The sequence below is a fragment of the Yersinia antarctica genome, from assembly GCF_056636475.1.
Map to the genome: position 1 here is coordinate 3551140 of NZ_JBSJQF010000001.1, position 20063 is coordinate 3571202.

Here is a 20063-nt window from a genome sequence, read left to right on the forward strand (position 1 = left end):
TCTGTTACTTGCCGCTTTCCTGCAACTTAAGATCGATTGGGTATAAGGTTTAACGGACAAAGTTAACTAATGATATCTGTTGGACTTTCTTGTCAAACTTTCGCAATAATGATTGAGGACACTAAATACTCCCACAATAATCTTACTGGAGTTGCAATGGGTCAGGAAAAGCTCTACATCGAAAAAGAACTTAGCTGGTTATCTTTTAATGAGCGGGTATTGCAGGAAGCAGCAGATAAGAGCAATCCACTCATCGAGCGGATGCGATTTCTTGGCATTTACTCCAATAATCTGGACGAATTCTATAAAGTCCGATTTGCCGATCTGAAACGGCGCATTTTGATCAGCGAAGAGCAAGGCTCTGCCGTGACCTCTCGCCATTTGCTGAAAAAAATTCAGAGCAAAGTGGTGAAAGCCGATCAAGAATTTGATGGGTTATATAATGATCTTTTACTGGAAATGGCGCGTAATCAGATCTTCCTGATTAATGAACGGCAGATTTCCGAAAATCAGCAAGCCTGGCTAAAAATCTATTTTAAACAGCATCTGCGCCAACACATTACGCCGATCTTGATTAACCATGACACCAACCTGGTGCAGTTCTTAAAAGACGATTACACCTATCTAGCGGTGGAGATTATCCGCGGGCAGGAAATTGCCTATGCCCTGCTGGAGATTCCTTCAGATAAAGTCCCGCGTTTTGTCAATTTGCCACCAGAAGCACCTCGTCGCCGCAAGCCAATGATATTACTTGATAATATATTGAGATTTTGCCTCGATGAGATTTTTAAAGGCTTCTTTGATTACGATGCGCTAAACGCCTACTCCATGAAGATGACCCGTGATGCCGAATATGATTTGGTCACTGAAATGGAATCCAGCCTGCTGGAGCTGATGTCGTCGAGCCTTAAACAGCGCCTGACGGCAGAGCCGGTGCGCTTTGTTTACCAACGTGATATGCCCGATGAGATGGTGGAATTACTGCGCAATAAATTGGGTATCTCTAATGATGACTCGGTTATTGCAGGTGGCCGTTACCATAACTTCAAAGACTTTATCAGCTTCCCGAATGTGGGCAAAAGCAATCTGGTTAACCGGCCAATGCCGCGCCTGCGCCATATTTGGTTTGATAAATTCCGCAATGGCTTTGATGCTATCCGTGAACAAGATGTCCTGCTGTATTACCCTTATCACACCTTTGAACACGTATTGGAATTACTGCGTCAAGCCTCTTTCGATCCCAGCGTATTAGCGATTAAAATCAATATTTATCGGGTCGCCAAGGATTCACGCATCATAGAATCGATGATCCATGCCGCCCATAACGGCAAGAAAGTCACGGTAGTGGTAGAGTTACAGGCGCGCTTTGATGAAGAAGCCAATATCCACTGGGCCAAAAGCCTGACCGCCGCTGGTGTACACGTTATTTTCTCAGCACCTGGTCTGAAGATCCACGCCAAATTATTCCTGATTTCCCGCCTTGAAGGCGAGGAGATCGTGCGCTATGCCCATATCGGTACCGGCAACTTCAATGAGAAGACCGCCCGAATCTATACCGACTACTCATTACTGACCGCTGATGCCCGTATTACCAATGAAGTACGGCGGGTGTTTAACTTTATCGAAAATCCTTATCGCCCGGTCAAATTCGATAATCTGATGGTGTCACCGCAGAACTCGCGCTTAATGTTGTATCAATTGATTGATCAGGAAATTATTCATGCTCAGGCCGGAGAAAGCGCCGGTATTACCCTGAAGATAAATAATTTAGTAGATAAAGGTCTGGTAGATAGGTTATATAGCGCCTCCAGTGCTGGGGTAAAAATCCGATTATTGGTACGTGGCATGTGCTCGTTAATCCCCAATATGCCGGGGATCAGCGATAATATTCAGGTCACCAGTATCGTTGACCGTTTCTTGGAACATGACCGGGTCTATGTGTTCGAGAATAAAGGCGACAAACTGGTGTATCTCTCTTCAGCTGACTGGATGACCCGTAATATCGATTACCGTATTGAAGTCGCGGTCTCATTGCTGGATCCGAAATTAAAACAACGGGTGCTAGATATTTTAGAGCTGTTATTCAACGACACGGTAAAAGCCCGTTATATTGATAAAGAACTGAGTAATCGTTATGTACCGCGTGGTAATAGGCGCAAAGTACGTGCACAGATTGCCATCTATGATTATTTAAAAGCGCTGGAACAACCAGACGCATCGAGCTAAAACTATGCCGCTATCCAACAGTTCATCGACCACCAAGCCGCAGGAAATTGCAGCTATCGATTTGGGTTCTAACAGTTTTCATATGGTCATTGCCCGGGTCGTCAACGGCGCGCTACAGGTTTTAGGTCGCCTAAAGCAGCGCGTACATCTGGCTGATGGTTTGGACCACAATAACATGCTTAGCGAAGAAGCCATCGAACGGGGTTTAGCCTGTTTGGCGCTGTTTGCAGAACGCTTGCAGGGTTTCTCACCTGATAATGTGTGTATTGTTGGCACTCATTCGCTGCGCCAAGCTGCTAACGCAGAGGCATTCCTCAAGCGGGCGGCGGCGGTTATTCCGTATCCGATCGAAATCATTTCCGGCCAAGAAGAGGCCCGTCTGATTTTTATGGGCGTCGAACACACTCAGCCGGAAAAAGGCCGCAAGCTGGTCATTGATATTGGTGGGGGTTCAACAGAGTTAGTTATTGGTGAAGATTTTGAGCCTCTGTTGGTAGAGAGCCGCCGTATGGGGTGCGTGAGTTTTGCCCAGCAGTTCTTCCCACACGGTGAGATAAGTAAGGCCAATTTCAAACGTGCCCGTCTTGCGGCAGCACAGAAACTGGAAAATCTGGCATGGCAATACCGCATTCAGGGTTGGCAATATGCGCTGGGGGCATCCGGCACCATTAAGGCCACCTATGAAGTGTTGGTGGAAATGGGCGAAAAAGACGGTTTGATAACACCAGAGCGCCTCGAAATGCTGGTTGAGCAAGTGTTACAATTCAAACACTTCTCAGCCCTGAGCCTGCCGGGATTATCAGAAGATCGCCAGTCGGTATTTGTACCAGGCCTGGCTATCTTGTGTGGGGTATTTGATGCGTTAGCAGTCAAAGAGTTACGCTTATCCGACGGCGCGCTGCGCGAAGGCGTGCTGTATGAGATGGAAGGCCGTTTCCGCCATCAGGATATTCGTCAACGCACGGCAAAAAGCCTGGCGGAACACTATAATATTGACCGCGAACAAGCCCGCCGAGTGCTGGAAACAACCGAACAACTTTATACCCAGTGGTTAGCGCAGAACACCAAGTTGGTGCAGCCGCAGCTTGAAGCATTGTTGAAATGGGCGGCAATGTTGCACGAAGTGGGTCTGAGTATTAATCACAGTGGGATGCACCGCCATTCTGCCTATATCCTGCAAAACACCAACTTACCGGGTTTTAATCAGGAGCAACAACTGCTGCTGGCAACGTTGGTACGAATGCATCGTAAAGGCATCAAGCTGGATGAATTACCGCGTTTAAATTTATTCAAGAAAAAGTATTATTTACCGTTAATTCAGTTATTACGTTTGAGTACGTTACTGAATAATCAGCGTCAGTCGACTACCACGCCAGAGAGTCTGCGTTTGATAACTGACGATAGCCATTGGACATTACGTTTCCCCGTCGGTTATCTGACACAAAATAATCTGGTACAACTGGATTTTGAGCGTGAGCAGGCATACTGGGATGATGTAGTAGGCTGGAAGCTGATCATTGAAGAAGAAGAACCAGAAGCAGCGGATGTGGTTACCGTCAAAGAGTAATCAGAATCAACCCCGATGAGCTGACTCTCGTCAGTGATTCGGGTGACAAATCTGCCGGGAGCAGATTTGAACGCTGCTTGCAGCGGCCTCAACGAGGCGAGGCCCATGGATGGGACGAGTAGTGAGAGCAGCTAACATTAATTGTGACAAACAACGCTGCAACGCCAAGAGCGAAGGGTAGGAAGGTAAATGATGAGAAGACGGCCAACAGCACAGCTAACAAAAATAATCCTACTGGTGAGCTTTCTCATTCTGTTTGGCCGTTTATTGTATGCGGCGGTCGCTTCTATTTCCCATCATCAGGAGCGCAGGCAGTCACAGCAGCTTGAACTGACTGTAGAAGGCGAACCACCTGGCCCCCATGAGAGCGATCTCAGCCCCTAGATGTTTTGTCGTTAATGTTTTAGTGCCTATCCCTACGACTTCAGGGGCAAAGGGTCGTTTTCGAATTAAGGACACACTATGCCAGTGCCGATTATTCCTGTGCCAATTTCTGCCGTTATAAAGAATAAAACTAAAAATAATACGAAAAAACTGGCTGAAATACGCAACCGGATACTTTCTCTATTATTGAATAATAAGGCTTTGGTTGATGGCATTCTTGGCCGTCAGGAAGAGAAAGAAAAGCTCAGCGATGAACAACTGTCCGAGCAAACGTTAGAAATCAGAAGTCTACTTGATGATCTGCATGCTGCCGACCTTGCTGACTTACTGGAGGCGTTGCCTCATGACGAACGTTTGGCATTGTGGCGGTTGGTCAAAAATGAGAAACGCGGCCAAACGCTGGTTGAAGTCTCTGAAACAGTGTGGGATTCGCTGATTAAAGAGATGAGTGATAAAGACCTGTTGAGGGCCATGCGCACTTTGCATGTCGATGAACAGGCTTATTTGGCTGAATACCTGCCACGTAATTTGATGGGCCGCCTGCTCACCTCGTTGGACCCGGATCAGCGCGCCCGAGTGCGGGAAGTTATCCAATATGCCCGTGACACTGTCGGTCAGATGATGGATTTCGAGCTGGTGACGGTACGTGCCGATATTACGCTGGCAGCCGTGCAACGCTATTTGCGTTATCGGAAAAATATTCCCGATGCCACGGATAAAATCTTTGTGGTTGACCGCAAAAATACCTTGCTTGGCGAGTTACCATTGACCTCTATCCTGCTCAATGCGCCCGATGCTAAAGTATTTGAGGTGATGGATAGCAACCCGACCACGTTCCAACCCGAACAGAAAGCAGAGGATGCTGCCGGTGCTTTTGAACGTTATGACTTAATCAGTGCCGCGGTAATTGATGCCAAAGGCAAACTGATGGGTCGTTTGACCATCGAAGAGATTGTTGATGTGGTCAACGAAGAGAGCGACACCACCCTAAGACGCATGGGGGGCTTAAGCCCGGAAGAAGATGTGTTCTCCCCGGTAGGCCGCGCGGTTCGCACCCGCTGGTCATGGCTGGCAATCAACCTCTGTACGGCATTTGTTGCCTCACGCGTGATCGGCTTATTTGAGGACACCATCTCACAATTAGTGGCTCTGGCGGCATTAATGCCGATTGTGGCCGGTATTGGCGGCAATACCGGTAATCAAACCATTACCATGATTGTCCGAGCGTTGGCATTACACCATATTCAACAAGGTAACGTGACCTTCCTGATGTTCAGAGAATTGGGCGTAGCGTTGATTAATGGTCTGGTATGGGGCGGGATTATGGGGGTAGTAACCTATCTGCTCTATGGCGATCCGGCAATGGGAGGGGTGATGACATTAGCCATGATCCTTAACTTGCTGATGGCAGCACTCATGGGGGTTATTATCCCGATGACCATGGCTCGGATGGGGCGTGATCCGGCTATCGGATCGAGTGTTATGATCACCGCCATCACAGATACCGGTGGTTTTTTCATCTTTCTGGGACTGGCAACTATATTCTTGGTCTGACTATTATGCTAATAAACAAATCATTAATTAAGCACTGAGAAGAGGAATAACACTCTACAGTGTTTATCTATACTAAACTTTTGAATATGACCGTATTTTAACGGCGGTATATTCTTTATGTGATGGGTTTTTCCTATCATAATCTAAAGCTGTATGAGCAAAATAAGGCGTTATATGGATCTCAGTGCGTCCGAAAGACCGGCACCTGACAATAGAACCATTATCCACATTACTATCATCAGCATAGTCGTATTTTTGCTCGCACTCTTTTGTATCCAGCTTTCTGAACGGTCAGAAAACCTTGCCCCATTATGGTTCCCGACGGCAGTATTAATGGTGGCGCTGTTCCACCATCCTATGCGCTACTGGTTATGGCAATTATTGGCCGCAGGGATATGTATTGTTGCTGCTAATTTTATTTTATATGGCCTCAGTTGGTTCCCGTTACCCCTAACATTTATCAACCTGGCAGAGGCATCCGCCGGGGCCTGGTTACTGCGTAAATTCCTGCAAACCAAAGACCCGCTCAATAACCTGCTCAGTTGGCTTAAATTCTCGGTTTGCACTGTGATTGTGGTCCCTCTGGCCAGTGGGCTGGCAGCGGCTTGGTATTTATCCCCACAAAACGGGGGCTTTACCCAAGTGCTCACGGTGTGGTTTATGTCCGAAGCGGTAGGCATGTTGGCCTTAGGGCCGGTCGGGTTACTTTACCGTCGAGGTTACTTCAATATCGCGACCAAATCCAAAGCGCTGTTTGATATGATTTTTATGATGATAATATCACTATCAGCTTGTTATATCGGACTGATTTATCTGCCTTTCCCCTTCACTTTTGTCATCATGACGTTGATCTGGACCTCAATCCGCTTACCGCGTTTTGAGACATTTACCATCTGCTTTATGGCAACATTGCTGATTGCATTGATGCTTAATTTCAAGCTGTATACCATTAATTCCGATACTAACCTGTCAATTCAAGCGTTCTCCTTTATTCCTTTATTAATGGTGTTAATTCCGCCCCATGCCATGGCAATGGTAATGCACTCTTTTCGCATGGAGAAAGAGCATATTATTGAAAGCGAAAACCGCTTTCGTAACGCGATGGAATATTCAGCCATCGGTATGGCCTTGGTCTCACCGCAAGGCCAATGGATGCAGGTCAATCAGGCCTTATGCAAGTTATTAGGCTATTCCCAAGAGACATTACTGACCCTGACTTTCCAGCAAATTACTCATCCAGACGATCTCTCTGCGGACCTGAAATTACTCGACGACCTGTATCATGGCCGTATCCCCAGCTATTCGATGGAAAAGCGCTATATTCGCAGCGATGGTGAAATCGTGTGGGCACTACTGGTGGTCAGTGTGGTGCGGGATCACCAACAGCAACCGCTCTATTTCATCTCGCAGGCTGAAGATATCAATGAGCTGAAAAAAACCGAGATTATTAACCGCCGCCTAATGGAGCGTATTACGCTGGCTAACGAGGCTGGGGGGATCGGTATCTGGGAATTGGATATCAAAACGCAGGTTATCAGTTGGGATAAGCGGATGTATGAACTCTATCATATTCCTTTTAATACCCAGGTTGATGAGCGTGTTTGGCAGAAATACATTCATCATGAAGATATCAATCGGGTTAATCGCGAATATAGCGCCGCCCTCAAGCAGCGCCAGCCATACCGTCTGGAATTCCGGCTGTTATTACCGGATGGTGAAATTGTCCATCTGCGTAATCAAGCCAATATGATATGTGATAAAAATGGCAATATTCTGCGTCTGATTGGTACCACGCTGGATATGACGGAAATCAGAAATCTGACGGAAGCGCTGCACGAAGAGAAAGAGCGACTGCATATCACGCTGGACTCCATCGGTGAAGCTGTGGTCTGTACCGATCAGGAGATGAAGATTACCTTTATGAACCCGGTGGCCGAGAAAATGACTGGCTGGGCAAATACCATCGCATTGGGCCAACCGGTCAACCATATCATCAAGTTGACTAACGGCGTAGACGGCGCGGAGATTGATAACCCGATAGAGCATTGCCTTAATCATCGCCCCTACTCTTCGTTCAATGAGTCAATGGTATTACACCATCGTGATGGCCAGCATTATGATATTCAGGAGTCGGTCGCGCCGCTGAAAACGTTGGAAGGGGACATTGTCGGGGCGGTACTGGTGTTCCAGGATGTCGGCGAATCGCGCGCAATGATGCGCAAACTCAGCCACAGCGCCTCTCACGATAATCTCACAGGTCTGCCAAACCGCGCCAATTTTGAGAATAAATTGAAAGCGGCAATCCAAATTAGCGTCGAACTTAACCAACAACATGCATTGGCTTTCCTTGATTTAGACTATTTCAAAGCCATTAATGACACTGCCGGGCATCCCGCAGGAGATGCATTATTGAAAGAGTTGAGCCAGTTGATGCGCCAGCACTTACGTAACAGCGATTGTGTTGCACGCCTCGGCGGTGATGAGTTTGGCTTACTGATGCTCAACTGCACCCTACCCCATGCCAAAGCCATTACCCAAAGTCTGGTATCACTGATTAATGGCTATCATTTCTACTGGGAAGATAAGCTCTATCGTATTGGGGCCAGCGCCGGTGTGACGCAAATAAGTAGCAATAACAATCAGCGCAGTGAAATTATGGCACAGGCAGATATCGCCTGTTACACCGCTAAACACAGTGGACGCGGTCAGGTTTATCTCTATCAGCCACGGCAAAAGCAGCTATTAGCACGCCAACACGAGCTGTTGAGCAGGGAAGATGTTGAGAATATTCTCAATGATAACCAACTGGTATTGCAACTCACCCCAACCGCGCCCCCCAGAACGCCATTGTCTGTCTGTTTCTATCAAATCAGTTTCGAGGTTAATCGGCCACATGGCCTTAACGTCAGCCAGGCCGAGTTTCAGGAAGCCGCGCTGCTCTATAGCTTGCTGCCGCAGATTGATAATTGGGTCTGTGAGCAACTGTTAATGACACATGCCCAAGCTATCAAACATAAAGGGCTGGCGCTGGCTATCCCGCAGTCAGAGGCGGCGCTGCTCAAAGAAGAGTTTCGCCAATCATTGCTGACCTTGGTGCGGCAAACCGTACTGCCAACACAAAGTCTCTATTGGATGGTCGATGAATCCACCTTACTGCAATACCCCTTCGCGATTGGCAATTTTCTCGCCAAATTGCAACAACTGGGCTGTAAGCTCATCGTTAAAGAGTTTGGTCATAACCTGAATGATTTCGAGTTACTGGCGGATCACACTATCGATTATCTTAAGTTTAACAGCGAGTTAATTTCCCATATCCATATTAACCAGATGGATGAAGTGCTGGTCTCTATCATTAATGGTACCGCTCAGCGAGCCAATATCGCCACTCTGGCTGGGCCAGCAGAACTCCCTCTGACGCTCAATAAACTGATAACCATTGGTGTCGATTTAGCTGACGGTGAAACCATCAGCCCGCCGCAACCGTTGTCTGATTTACTCGACAGTGGCTATTTTGCGATTAAATAACCGGCTCGTCATGTTGCATCCTCAACCATGATTAAAAAATCACTAACATGACGATTGCCCCGCTGCCCACTCTCGGGTAAAGTCGCACCCCTTTATTTGGCCTGGGGGGCAATTATGTTCATTGGTTTTGACTACGGCACAGCAAACTGCTCAGTTGCCGTGATGCGGGATGATGCTCCCAACTTACTGGCACTGGAAAATAATGACGTCTATCTGCCCTCCATGTTGTGCGCGCCAACACGGGAAGCGGTCAGTGAATGCCTGCACCGCCACTGGCAGGTACCCACCGGTAGTGACGAAAATCAGCAGCTATTACGCCGGGCCATGGCATTCAATCGCGAAGAGGATATTCCGGTTGCCGCCGACAGTCTGACATTTGGCCTGTCTGCCCTCGCCCACTATATCGAAGACCCTGAAGACGTATACTTTGTAAAATCACCTAAATCCTTCTTGGGCGCCAATGGGCTGAAACCTCAGCAATTGGCGCTGTTTGAGGATTTGGTCTGCGCCATGATGTTCCATATCAAACGTCAGGCAGAATCCGTACTGGCATCAGAAATTAGTCAGACAGTAATTGGTCGTCCAGTCAACTTCCAAGGCTCTGGCGGTGAGGATGCTAATCGCCAGGCAGAAGGGATTTTACTGCGCGCCGCCCAACGCGCCGGTTTTCGCGATATTGCTTTCCAGTTTGAACCGGTCGCGGCAGGGCTAGATTTTGAAGCGACGCTGACAGAAGAAAAAACCGTACTAGTGGTGGATATCGGTGGTGGTACCACTGACTGTTCGGTGCTATTGATGGGGCCTAAATGGCAGGGGCTGGCAGACCGTCAACAAAGCCTGCTGGGTCACAGTGGTTGTCGCGTTGGTGGTAACGATCTGGATATTATGCTCGCGTTTAAACAACTGATGCCGCTGTTTGGCATGGGGGGCGAAACCGAAAAAGGGATTGCTCTGCCGTCACTGCCCTATTGGAATGCCGTTGCGACTAACGATGTTCCGGCACAGAGCGATTTCTACAGCACGGTTAACGGCCGCTTCCTGCGTGATTTGATTCGTGACGCGGCCAATCCACAGCAAGTAGAGCGCCTGCTGAAAGTGTATCAACAGCGCCTGAGTTATCGTTTAGTTCGGGCGGCGGAAGAGAGCAAAATCGCGCTATCCGAACAAGTACAAGTAGCGACTGCACTGAATTTTGTCGAGCCAGAGTTAGGCCAGACTATCAACCAGCAACAGCTTGCTGAAGCCATATCTCAGCCACTACAACGGATTCAGGAACAAGTCAGTTTGGCATTATCCACCAGCCATATCACTCCAGATGTCATCTATCTGACAGGCGGCAGTGCTCGCTCCCCGTTATTGCGAGCCGCCCTGCAACAGCAACTACCGGGTATCCCGTTGGTGGGTGGCAATGACTTCGGCTCAGTGACCGCCGGTTTGGCCCGTTGGGCGCAGACCCTGTATCGTTAATGCTATTTTGATTACCCACTGCGCAGTGGGTAATCAAGAAACAGATCACATCACTTAATCGAATATCAACCGCAACCAAACCCTATCAGTTTTGAATCCTAAAATTATAAAAACCAAAATCCCACATACCCTGACACTACTTCCATATTTCCTCCATTTTTATCCGGTAAATCCCCGCTAAACTAGTAACATATCGATACCCAATTGATTGCATCTATGTGCGCATAACAAAATAAACAAAAAGGACTCCCGCCATCATGAAAGCTCAATCCAAACGCACTTCCAGAGTACTGATGTTACTCGGGGCGGTGGTGGCGATTACTGTTGCTATATTTGCCTGGCGCTATTTTAGCGCGGCCACCAACAACACCGCGCCAGGTGCGCAGCACACCGCTGGCGGGACGACAACAGCCCGCGCCGGTGGCCGACGTAATATGCCCATGTCGCCGGTACAGGCGGCCACCGCCACCGAACAAGCCGTACCCCGTTATCTTACCGGCCTAGGTACCGTGATTGCCGCCAATACCGTCACCGTGACCAGCCGGGTCGATGGCCAATTAATGGCAATCCACTTTACTGAAGGGCAACAGGTCAACGCCGGTGACTTACTGGTGGAGATCGACCCACGCCCTTATCAGGTACAACTGACCCAAGCACAGGGCCAACTGGCAAAAGATCAGGCCACGCTGGACAATGCCCGCCGTGATTTAGCCCGCTACCAAAAATTGGTGAAAACCGGGGTCATTTCACAACAAGAGCTCGATACTCAAGCCTCGTTAGTGCGCCAAAGTGAAGGCAGTGTTAAAGCCGATCAAGGCGCTATCGACAGTGCCAAACTGCAACTGACTTATAGTCGAATTACCGCCCCAATATCTGGCAAAGTGGGCCTAAAACAGGTCGATGTCGGTAATTACATTACCAGCGGTACCACAGCCCCCATAGTGGTGATCACTCAGACACATCCGGTTGATGTGGTCTTTACGCTGCCAGAAAGCGATATCCCCGCTATCATGCAAGCGCAGAAAAATGCGGCCAAAAATAACACTACCGTGCCAGTAGAAGCTTGGGATCGCACCAATAAACAGCGACTGGCGCAGGGCTATTTGCTCAGTATTGATAACCAAATTGATACCACCACCGGCACCATTAAGCTGAAAGCACGCTTTGCCAATAACGATGACATCCTGTTCCCCAACCAGTTTGTCAACGCCCGTATCAAAGTCGATTTACTGCAAAATGCTGTGGTGGTGCCAACCGCCGCCGTACAAATGGGTAACGAAGGGAGCTTTGTCTGGACCCTAAATGATGAAAATAAAGTCAGTAAGCATCTGGTCACTACCGGTATTCAAGACAGCAAACAAGTGGTTATTAGCGCCGGCCTGAATGCGGGTCAACGCGTGGTCACTGACGGTATTGATCGCCTGACCGAAGGCTTACAGGTCGAAGTGGTAACACCACGGGCCGCAGCAGCAAACCAAACGGGTGTCGCAGAGAAAGCAGCCACGGAGGAGAAAGCCACACATCGGGGCAGAAGAGCGACGAGTAACACTGTTCCTGCGGAGAAATCCTGATGCAAGTGATGCCTCCAACACCTGGTGGCGGGCCGTCACGGCTGTTTATCCTGCGCCCGGTTGCCACCACATTATTTATGATTGCCATTCTGCTGGCCGGGATTCTCGGTTACCGCGCGCTGCCGGTTTCTGCCCTGCCGGAGGTTGATTACCCGACGATTCAGGTGGTGACACTCTATCCTGGGGCCAGCCCGGATGTGGTGACATCATCCATTACCGCGCCGCTGGAGCGCCAGTTTGGCCAAATGTCCGGCCTCAAGCAGATGGCATCACAAAGTTCGGGTGGTGCGTCAGTGATTACGCTGCAATTCCAGTTTACTTTGCCACTGGATGTAGCAGAGCAAGAGGTGCAGGCTGCCATTAACTCCGCCACCAATCTACTGCCCAATGATCTGCCTTACCCCCCGATTTACAGCAAAGTGAATCCGGCTGATCCGCCGATTATGACCTTAGCCGTGACCTCCACTGCCATCCCGATGACGCAAGTAGAAGATATGGTCGAAACCCGGATTGCGCAGAAAATATCGCAAGTCACCGGGGTCGGTCTGGTCACTATTTCCGGCGGACAGCGCCCCGCCGTGCGGGTGAAACTGAATGCCCCGGCGGTCGCCGCATTGGGGCTGGACAGCGAAACCATTCGTACTGCCATCAGCAATGCTAACGTCAATTCTGCCAAGGGTAGCCTCGATGGCCCCACCCGTTCGGTGACATTGTCGGCTAATGACCAGATGAAATCTGCCGAGGATTACCGTGATCTGATCATTGCATACCAAAATGGAGCGCCGATCCGCTTGCAGGATGTCGCCACCATTGAGCAGGGCGCGGAAAATAACAAACTGGCTGCATGGGCCAATACCCAGCAGGCGATTGTGTTGAATATCCAGCGCCAGCCGGGGGTCAACGTCATTGCCACCGCGGACAGTATTCGCGAGATGCTGCCGGAGTTGATCAAAAGCTTGCCCAAGTCGGTTGATGTCAAGGTACTAACCGATCGCACTACCACCATCCGCGCCTCCGTCAGTGACGTGCAGTTTGAGTTATTGCTCGCCATTGTGCTGGTGGTGATGGTGATTTATCTGTTTCTGCGCAATGCCGCAGCCACCATTATCCCCAGTGTCGCAGTACCGCTGTCACTGATCGGGACCTTTGCGGCGATGTATTTTCTCGGGTTTTCAATCAATAACCTGACGTTAATGGCGCTGACCATTGCCACGGGCTTTGTGGTCGATGACGCCATCGTAGTGATAGAGAATATCTCTCGTTATATCGAAAAAGGCGAGAGACCGCTGGATGCGGCGCTGAAAGGGGCCGGAGAGATTGGCTTTACCATTATTTCACTCACCTTCTCATTAATTGCAGTGTTGATTCCGTTGCTATTTATGGGCGATATCGTGGGCCGGCTGTTCCGCGAATTTGCCGTAACACTGGCGGTGGCGATCCTGATTTCAGCGGTAGTTTCGCTGACTCTGACCCCAATGATGTGCGCGCGGATGCTCAGTTATGAGTCACTGCGTAAGCAAAACCGCCTGTCACGCGCCAGTGAGAAGTTCTTTAACTGGGTGATCGCCCATTATGCCGTGGCACTAAAAAAAGTGCTTAATCATCAATGGATAACCTTGGGTGTAGCGGTGAGCACACTGGTCCTGACGGTGCTGCTTTACTTGCTGATGCCGAAAGGTTTCTTCCCGTTGCAAGACAATGGTCTGATTCAAGGAACCCTGGAAGCACCGCAATCCGTTTCATTCAGTAATATGGCGGAACGCCAGCAACAAGTGGCCGCCATTATCCTTAAAGATCCAGCGGTAGAAAGCCTGACCTCATTTGTCGGCGTTGACGGTACCAATGCCACGCTGAACAATGGCCGGTTGCAGATTAACCTTAAACCACTCAACAGCCGTGACGATCGCATCCCACAGATCATTACCCGCTTACAGGAAAGCGTTACCGGCGTCCCAGGGATTAAACTTTACTTACAGCCGGTACAAGATCTGACCATTGATACGCAACTGAGCCGGACACAATATCAGTTCACCCTGCAAGCCACGACACTTGAGGAGTTGAGTACTTGGGTACCGAAGCTGGTTAGTCAGTTGCAGCAACAAGCTCCCTTCCAGGATGTCACCAGTGATTGGCAGGACCGAGGATTGGTGGCGTTTGTTAATGTCGATCGCGATAGCGCCAGCCGTTTAGGTATCACGATGGCAGCTATCGACAGCGCACTATATAACGCCTTTGGTCAACGCCTGATTTCCACCATTTATACCCAAGCCAACCAATACCGCGTGGTGCTAGAACATGACGTGCAGGCCACGCCGGGCTTGGCGGCGTTTAACGATATCCGCCTGACCGGCAGCGACGGTAAAGGGGTGCCGCTGAGCAGTATTGCCACCATTGAGGAGCGCTTCGGGCCATTATCGATTAACCATTTGAATCAATTCCCGTCAGCCACTATCTCCTTCAATCTGGCACCGGGATATTCCTTGGGTGAGGGGGTAAACGCGGTGACACAAGCTGAGCAGGCAATTCAGCTACCGGCGGATATCACCACCCGCTTCCAAGGCTCTACGCTGGCATTTCAGGCCGCACTCGGTAGCACGTTGTGGCTGATTATCGCCGCGATTGTGGCGATGTATATCGTGCTCGGCGTGTTATATGAAAGTTTTATTCATCCGGTCACTATCTTGTCAACTCTGCCCACCGCCGGTGTCGGTGCCTTGCTGGCGCTGATGCTGACCGGCAATGAGCTGGATGTGATTGCCATTATCGGCATTATTCTGCTGATCGGAATTGTAAAGAAGAATGCCATCATGATGATCGACTTTGCACTGGCCGCAGAGCGGGATCAGGGGATGACCCCGTATGATGCTATCTATCAGGCGTGCTTGTTACGTTTCCGCCCGATTCTGATGACCACATTAGCAGCGCTGTTTGGTGCATTGCCATTAATGCTCAGTACCGGGGCCGGGGCCGAGCTACGCCAACCGCTGGGTGTGTGTATGGTCGGCGGGCTGATTGTCAGTCAGGTACTAACCCTGTTTACCACTCCGGTTATCTATCTGTTGTTCGATAAACTGGCACGCAACTCCCATGGCAAAAATCGCTATCGCCATCAGGATACTGACACACCTGAATTACCCCATGGACAGGAGCAGCCGTGAAATTCTTCGCTCTGTTCATCCATCGCCCGGTGGCTACCACCCTGCTGACACTGGCTATCACCCTCAGCGGAATTATCGGTTTTAGCTTATTGCCGGTATCACCGCTGCCGCAGGTGGATTATCCGGTGATTTCGGTGAGTGCATCGATGCCAGGGGCCGATCCTGAAACCATGGCGTCCTCAATTGCCACACCGCTGGAACGCGCACTGGGCAGAATTGCGGGCGTCAATGAAATGACCTCTACCAGTTCATTGGGCAGCACGCGGATCATTCTGCAATTCTCTCTCGATCGAGATATCAACGGTGCAGCCCGTGATGTGCAGGCAGCGCTTAATGCCGCGCAAAGCTTGCTACCCACCGGCATGCCAAACCGCCCGACCTATCGTAAGATGAACCCGTCGGATGCGCCCATCATGATAATGACGCTGACCTCGGATACCTTTACCCAAGGTCAGTTGTATGATTTTGCCTCTACCAAATTGGCGCAGAAAATTGCTCAAACCGAGGGGGTCAGTGATGTCTCGGTGGGAGGCAGTTCCCTGCCTGCGGTGCGGGTTGAATTGAATCCTGGGGCGCTGTTTAACCAAGGCGTTTCGCTGGATGCGGTGCGACAAGCAATCAGCGCCGCCAACGTTCGCCGCCCACAAGGTGCTATCGATTCCAGCCAACAGCACTGGCAGGTGCAGGCCAATGATGAGATCAAAACCGCAGCGGGTTATCGCCCACTGGTGATTCATTACAACAATGGTTCAGCGGTACGGCTACAGGATGTCGCCACGGTGGTGGACTCAGTGCAAGATGTGCGTAACGCCGGGATGTCCGATGGTAAACCGGCGGTGCTGTTAGTAATCAGCCGCGAGCCGGGGGCAAATATTATCGCCACCGTCGACCGGATTCGAGCAGAACTTCCGGCCCTGCGTGCCTCGATCCCCGCCTCAATTCAGTTGACTATCGCACAAGATCGCTCGCCGACCATTCGTGCTTCGTTAGATGAAGTGGAGCGCTCATTGATGATAGCCGTAGCTTTGGTGATTCTGGTGGTATTCCTGTTTCTGCGCTCCGGCCGTGCCACGCTTATTCCCGCGGTTGCCGTGCCGGTTTCGTTGATCGGAACATTTACCGCTATGTATCTGTGCGGTTTTAGCCTGAATAACTTGTCATTGATGGCATTGACCATCGCCACCGGCTTCGTAGTTGATGATGCCATTGTGGTGCTGGAGAATATTTCCCGCCATCTGGAAGCGGGGGTAAAACCAATGGCCGCCGCCCTGCGCGGGGTGCGCGAAGTGGGCTTTACCGTGTTGTCGATGAGTATTTCGCTGGTGGCCGTATTTATTCCACTGCTGCTGATGGAAGGGTTACCGGGCCGTTTATTCCGCGAATTTGCCATAACACTGTCGGTGGCTATCGGCATCTCACTGGTCATTTCCCTCACCTTGACGCCAATGATGTGCGCCCATTTGCTACGATCACACCCGGTTGGTCAGCAACCCCGGATTCGTGGGTTTGGTAAAATGCTGCTGTCTATTCAGCAAGGTTATGGTCGCTCACTCAATTGGGTACTGGGTCATACACGTTGGGTGATGGTGGTGCTGCTTTCCACTATCGCGCTCAATGTTTGGCTCTATATCAGTATCCCGAAAACCTTTTTCCCCGAGCAGGATACTGGCCGGATGATGGGTTTTATTCAAGCTGATCAAAGTATTTCGTTTCAGTCGATGCAGCAGAAGCTGAAGGATTTCATGAAGATAGTCAACGATGATCCGGCGGTCGACAATGTCACCGGCTTCACCGGTGGCTCACGCACGAATAGCGGGTCGATGTTTATCTCGCTCAAACCCTTGAGTGAGCGCAGTGAGAGCGCTCAGCAAATTATCACTCGTCTGCGTGCCAAACTAGCCAAAGAACCGGGGGCGAGCCTGTTCCTTGCACCGGTGCAGGACATTCGCGTCGGTGGCCGTCAAGCCAACGCCAGTTATCAATTTACGCTGTTAGCAGACGATTTAGCCGCACTACGTGAATGGGAACCCAAAGTCCGCGCCGCGCTGGCTAAATTGCCGGAGCTGGCAGATGTTAACTCTGACCAGCAGGATAAAGGCTCGGAGATGGCACTGACTTACGATCGCGAGACCATGGCGCGCTTGGGGATTGATGTGTCCACAGCCAATGCCCTGTTAAACAACGCCTTTGGTCAACGGCAGATCTCCACCATTTATCAACCGTTGAACCAATACAAAGTGGTGATGGAAGTTGCCCCCCAATACACTCAGGATGTCAGTTCGCTCGATAAGATGTTTGTGATTAATAGCAGCGGTCAGTCAATTCCATTGTCTTATTTCGCCAAGTGGCAACCGGCCAATGCACCACTGTCGGTTAATCATCAAGGCTTATCCGCCGCCTCGACCATCTCATTTAACTTACCGGAAGGCGGAAGTTTATCTGAAGCAACCGCCGCCGTTGAGCGGGTAATGACGGAACTTGGGGTGCCTGCCACCGTGCGCGGCACCTTTACTGGTACCGCGCAGGTATTCCAGGAAACACTGAAATCGCAGTTGTGGCTGATTATGGCCGCTATCGCTACGGTGTATATCGTGCTCGGGATGTTGTATGAGAGCTATATTCATCCACTGACCATTCTGTCCACACTGCCCTCTGCTGGGGTGGGCGCGCTACTGGCGCTAGAACTGTTCGACGCCCCCTTTAGCCTGATCGCACTTATTGGCATTATGCTATTGATTGGTATCGTGAAAAAGAACGCCATTATGATGGTGGACTTTGCCCTCGACGCGCAACGTAATGGCAATCTCAGCGCCCGCGATGCTATTTTTCAGGCCAGTTTATTGCGCTTTCGGCCGATTCTAATGACCACATTGGCCGCCTTGTTCGGGGCGCTGCCACTGGTGCTAAGCAGTGGTGATGGGGCAGAGTTACGTCAACCACTGGGGATAACCATTGTCGGTGGGCTGGTAATGAGCCAACTGCTAACGCTGTATACCACACCGGTGGTTTACCTCTATTTTGACCGATTACGCAGCCGCTTTAGTAAGCAGCCGCTAATGAAGCTGGAATAGCCTATGGCGATATACCCAGGCGGCAAGCGAGAGAGTCCCGATGAGCTGACTTATATTTTAAGGTCAAAACCCGTAAGTGATTCGGGTAAGCGAATGCAGTCAACACAGCAGCAGGTTGAAAGATGACGGGTATACGCTGGCAACTGTGGATCGTTGCCTTCGGTTTCTTTATGCAGACGCTGGATACCACCATCGTCAATACCGCCCTGCCCTCGATTGCGGCCAGTTTGGGTGAAAACCCATTGCGTATGCAATCGGTCATTGTGTCGTATGTGTTGACGGTGGCTGTGATGCTGCCCGCTAGCGGGTGGTTGGCTGATCGTGTCGGGGTTAAATGGGTATTTTTCTCAGCAATCATTCTGTTTACCCTTGGTTCACTGATGTGCGCGCAATCTGAAACCCTGAATGAGCTTATCGCCTCTCGCGTGATTCAAGGGGTCGGTGGCGCAATGATGGTACCCGTGGGCCGCCTGACGGTGATGAAGATCGTGCCACGCGAACAATATATGTCGGCGATGGCCTTTGTCACCCTACCCGGCCAGATTGGGCCATTGGTTGGCCCGGCGCTGGGGGGATTTCTGGTGGAATACGCCAGTTGGCACTGGATCTTCTTGATCAACCTGCCAGTGGGGGTGATTGGCGCCTTAGCTACTCTGATGCTGATGCCTAACTACACCATGCGTACCCGTCGCTTTGATATCAGCGGCTTTATCATGCTGGCTATCGGCATGGCAACCCTAACACTGGCGTTAGATGGCCATAAAGGGCTGGGTTTGCCACCGCTGGCAATTGCGGGTTTAGTCTTGTCTGGGATGTTGGCTCTGGCCGGATATTGGTGGCATGCCCGAGGTAATAACGCTGCGCTATTTTCACTGCGATTGTTCAAAAACAAATCCTATGCCCTTGGCCTGACTGCAAGTATGACTGCGCGCATTGGCAGTGGCATGCTGCCCTTTATGACCCCGGTTTTCCTGCAAATCGGGCTGGGATTCACGCCGTTCCATGCAGGTTTAATGATGATCCCGATGATTATCGGCAGTATGGGCATGAAGCGAATTATCGTGCAGGTGGTTAACCGCTTCGGCTACCGGCAAGTGTTGGTCAGCGCGACATTGCTGCTGGCGGTGGTTAGTCTGAGCTTCCCACTGGTGGCACTGATGGGCTGGCTATGGCTACTGCCGGTGGTGCTATTTTTCCAGGGAATGGTTAACGCACTGCGCTTCTCCACCATGAATACCTTAACCCTGAAAGATTTACCAAACCGCCTTGCCAGTAGCGGCAATAGCTTGCTGTCGATGGTGATGCAACTCTCCATGAGTCTGGGGGTCAGCACCGCCGGGATATTATTGGGCGTGTTTGCGCATAATCAGGTGGTAACCAATACCTCGGCCACCCACAGCGCGTTCTTGTACAGCTATATGTGCATGGCCATTATCATTGCTCTGCCCGCCCTGATATTTAATCGCGTGCCACCGGATACCGGCACCAATCGTAATCTGGCCCGCCAACCCATTAAACCAGCCAACCGATAGAACAGGTG

At 50.4% G+C, this 20063-nt stretch carries 10 protein-coding genes; all 10 read left to right on the forward strand.

The features are described from left to right. The first annotated feature begins 156 nt into the window (after positions 1-156). The 10 genes from ppk1 (at position 157) to mdtD (ending at position 20055) form a co-directional block, all read left to right on the forward strand. Positions 157-2226, forward strand: coding sequence for a polyphosphate kinase 1 (gene ppk1, locus ACWJJO_RS16515; RefSeq protein ID WP_083163271.1), 2070 nt, complete (start codon positions 157-159; stop codon positions 2224-2226). A gap of 4 nt (positions 2227-2230) precedes the next feature. Beyond that, on the forward strand, positions 2231-3793 hold the full coding sequence (gene ppx / locus ACWJJO_RS16520) for an exopolyphosphatase (protein ID WP_083163269.1): 1563 nt from the start codon (positions 2231-2233) through the stop codon (positions 3791-3793). A gap of 192 nt (positions 3794-3985) precedes the next feature. Next, positions 3986-4177, forward strand: coding sequence for a YfgG family protein (locus ACWJJO_RS16525; protein WP_083164142.1), 192 nt, complete (start codon positions 3986-3988; stop codon positions 4175-4177). 78 nt (positions 4178-4255) lie between these two features. Next, on the forward strand, positions 4256-5731 hold the full coding sequence (gene mgtE / locus ACWJJO_RS16530) for a magnesium transporter (RefSeq protein WP_083163267.1): 1476 nt from the start codon (positions 4256-4258) through the stop codon (positions 5729-5731). 174 nt (positions 5732-5905) lie between these two features. Further along, positions 5906-9256 (forward strand): diguanylate cyclase, encoded by a 3351-nt coding sequence (locus ACWJJO_RS16535; RefSeq protein ID WP_481091265.1) that lies wholly within the window; start codon positions 5906-5908, stop codon positions 9254-9256. 114 nt (positions 9257-9370) lie between these two features. Continuing rightward, on the forward strand, positions 9371-10723 hold the full coding sequence (yegD, locus tag ACWJJO_RS16540) for a molecular chaperone (RefSeq protein ID WP_083163263.1): 1353 nt from the start codon (positions 9371-9373) through the stop codon (positions 10721-10723). 257 nt (positions 10724-10980) lie between these two features. Continuing rightward, complete coding sequence (locus ACWJJO_RS16545) at positions 10981-12294, forward strand: MdtA/MuxA family multidrug efflux RND transporter periplasmic adaptor subunit (protein ID WP_372569454.1); 1314 nt, start codon at positions 10981-10983, stop codon at positions 12292-12294. Further along, positions 12294-15452, forward strand: a complete 3159-nt coding sequence (locus ACWJJO_RS16550) for an MdtB/MuxB family multidrug efflux RND transporter permease subunit (RefSeq protein WP_481091266.1) — start codon at positions 12294-12296, stop codon at positions 15450-15452. The genes ACWJJO_RS16545 and ACWJJO_RS16550 overlap by 1 nt, the downstream gene beginning before the upstream one ends. Continuing rightward, entirely contained in the window at positions 15449-18523 is a 3075-nt protein-coding gene (gene mdtC, locus ACWJJO_RS16555) for a multidrug efflux RND transporter permease subunit MdtC (RefSeq protein WP_481091267.1), read from the forward strand. Before ACWJJO_RS16550 ends, mdtC begins: the two co-directional genes overlap by 4 nt. Before the next feature lie 122 nt (positions 18524-18645). After that, on the forward strand, positions 18646-20055 hold the full coding sequence (gene mdtD / locus ACWJJO_RS16560) for an MFS transporter (protein ID WP_420073064.1): 1410 nt from the start codon (positions 18646-18648) through the stop codon (positions 20053-20055). The last annotated feature ends 8 nt before the right edge of the window (positions 20056-20063 follow it).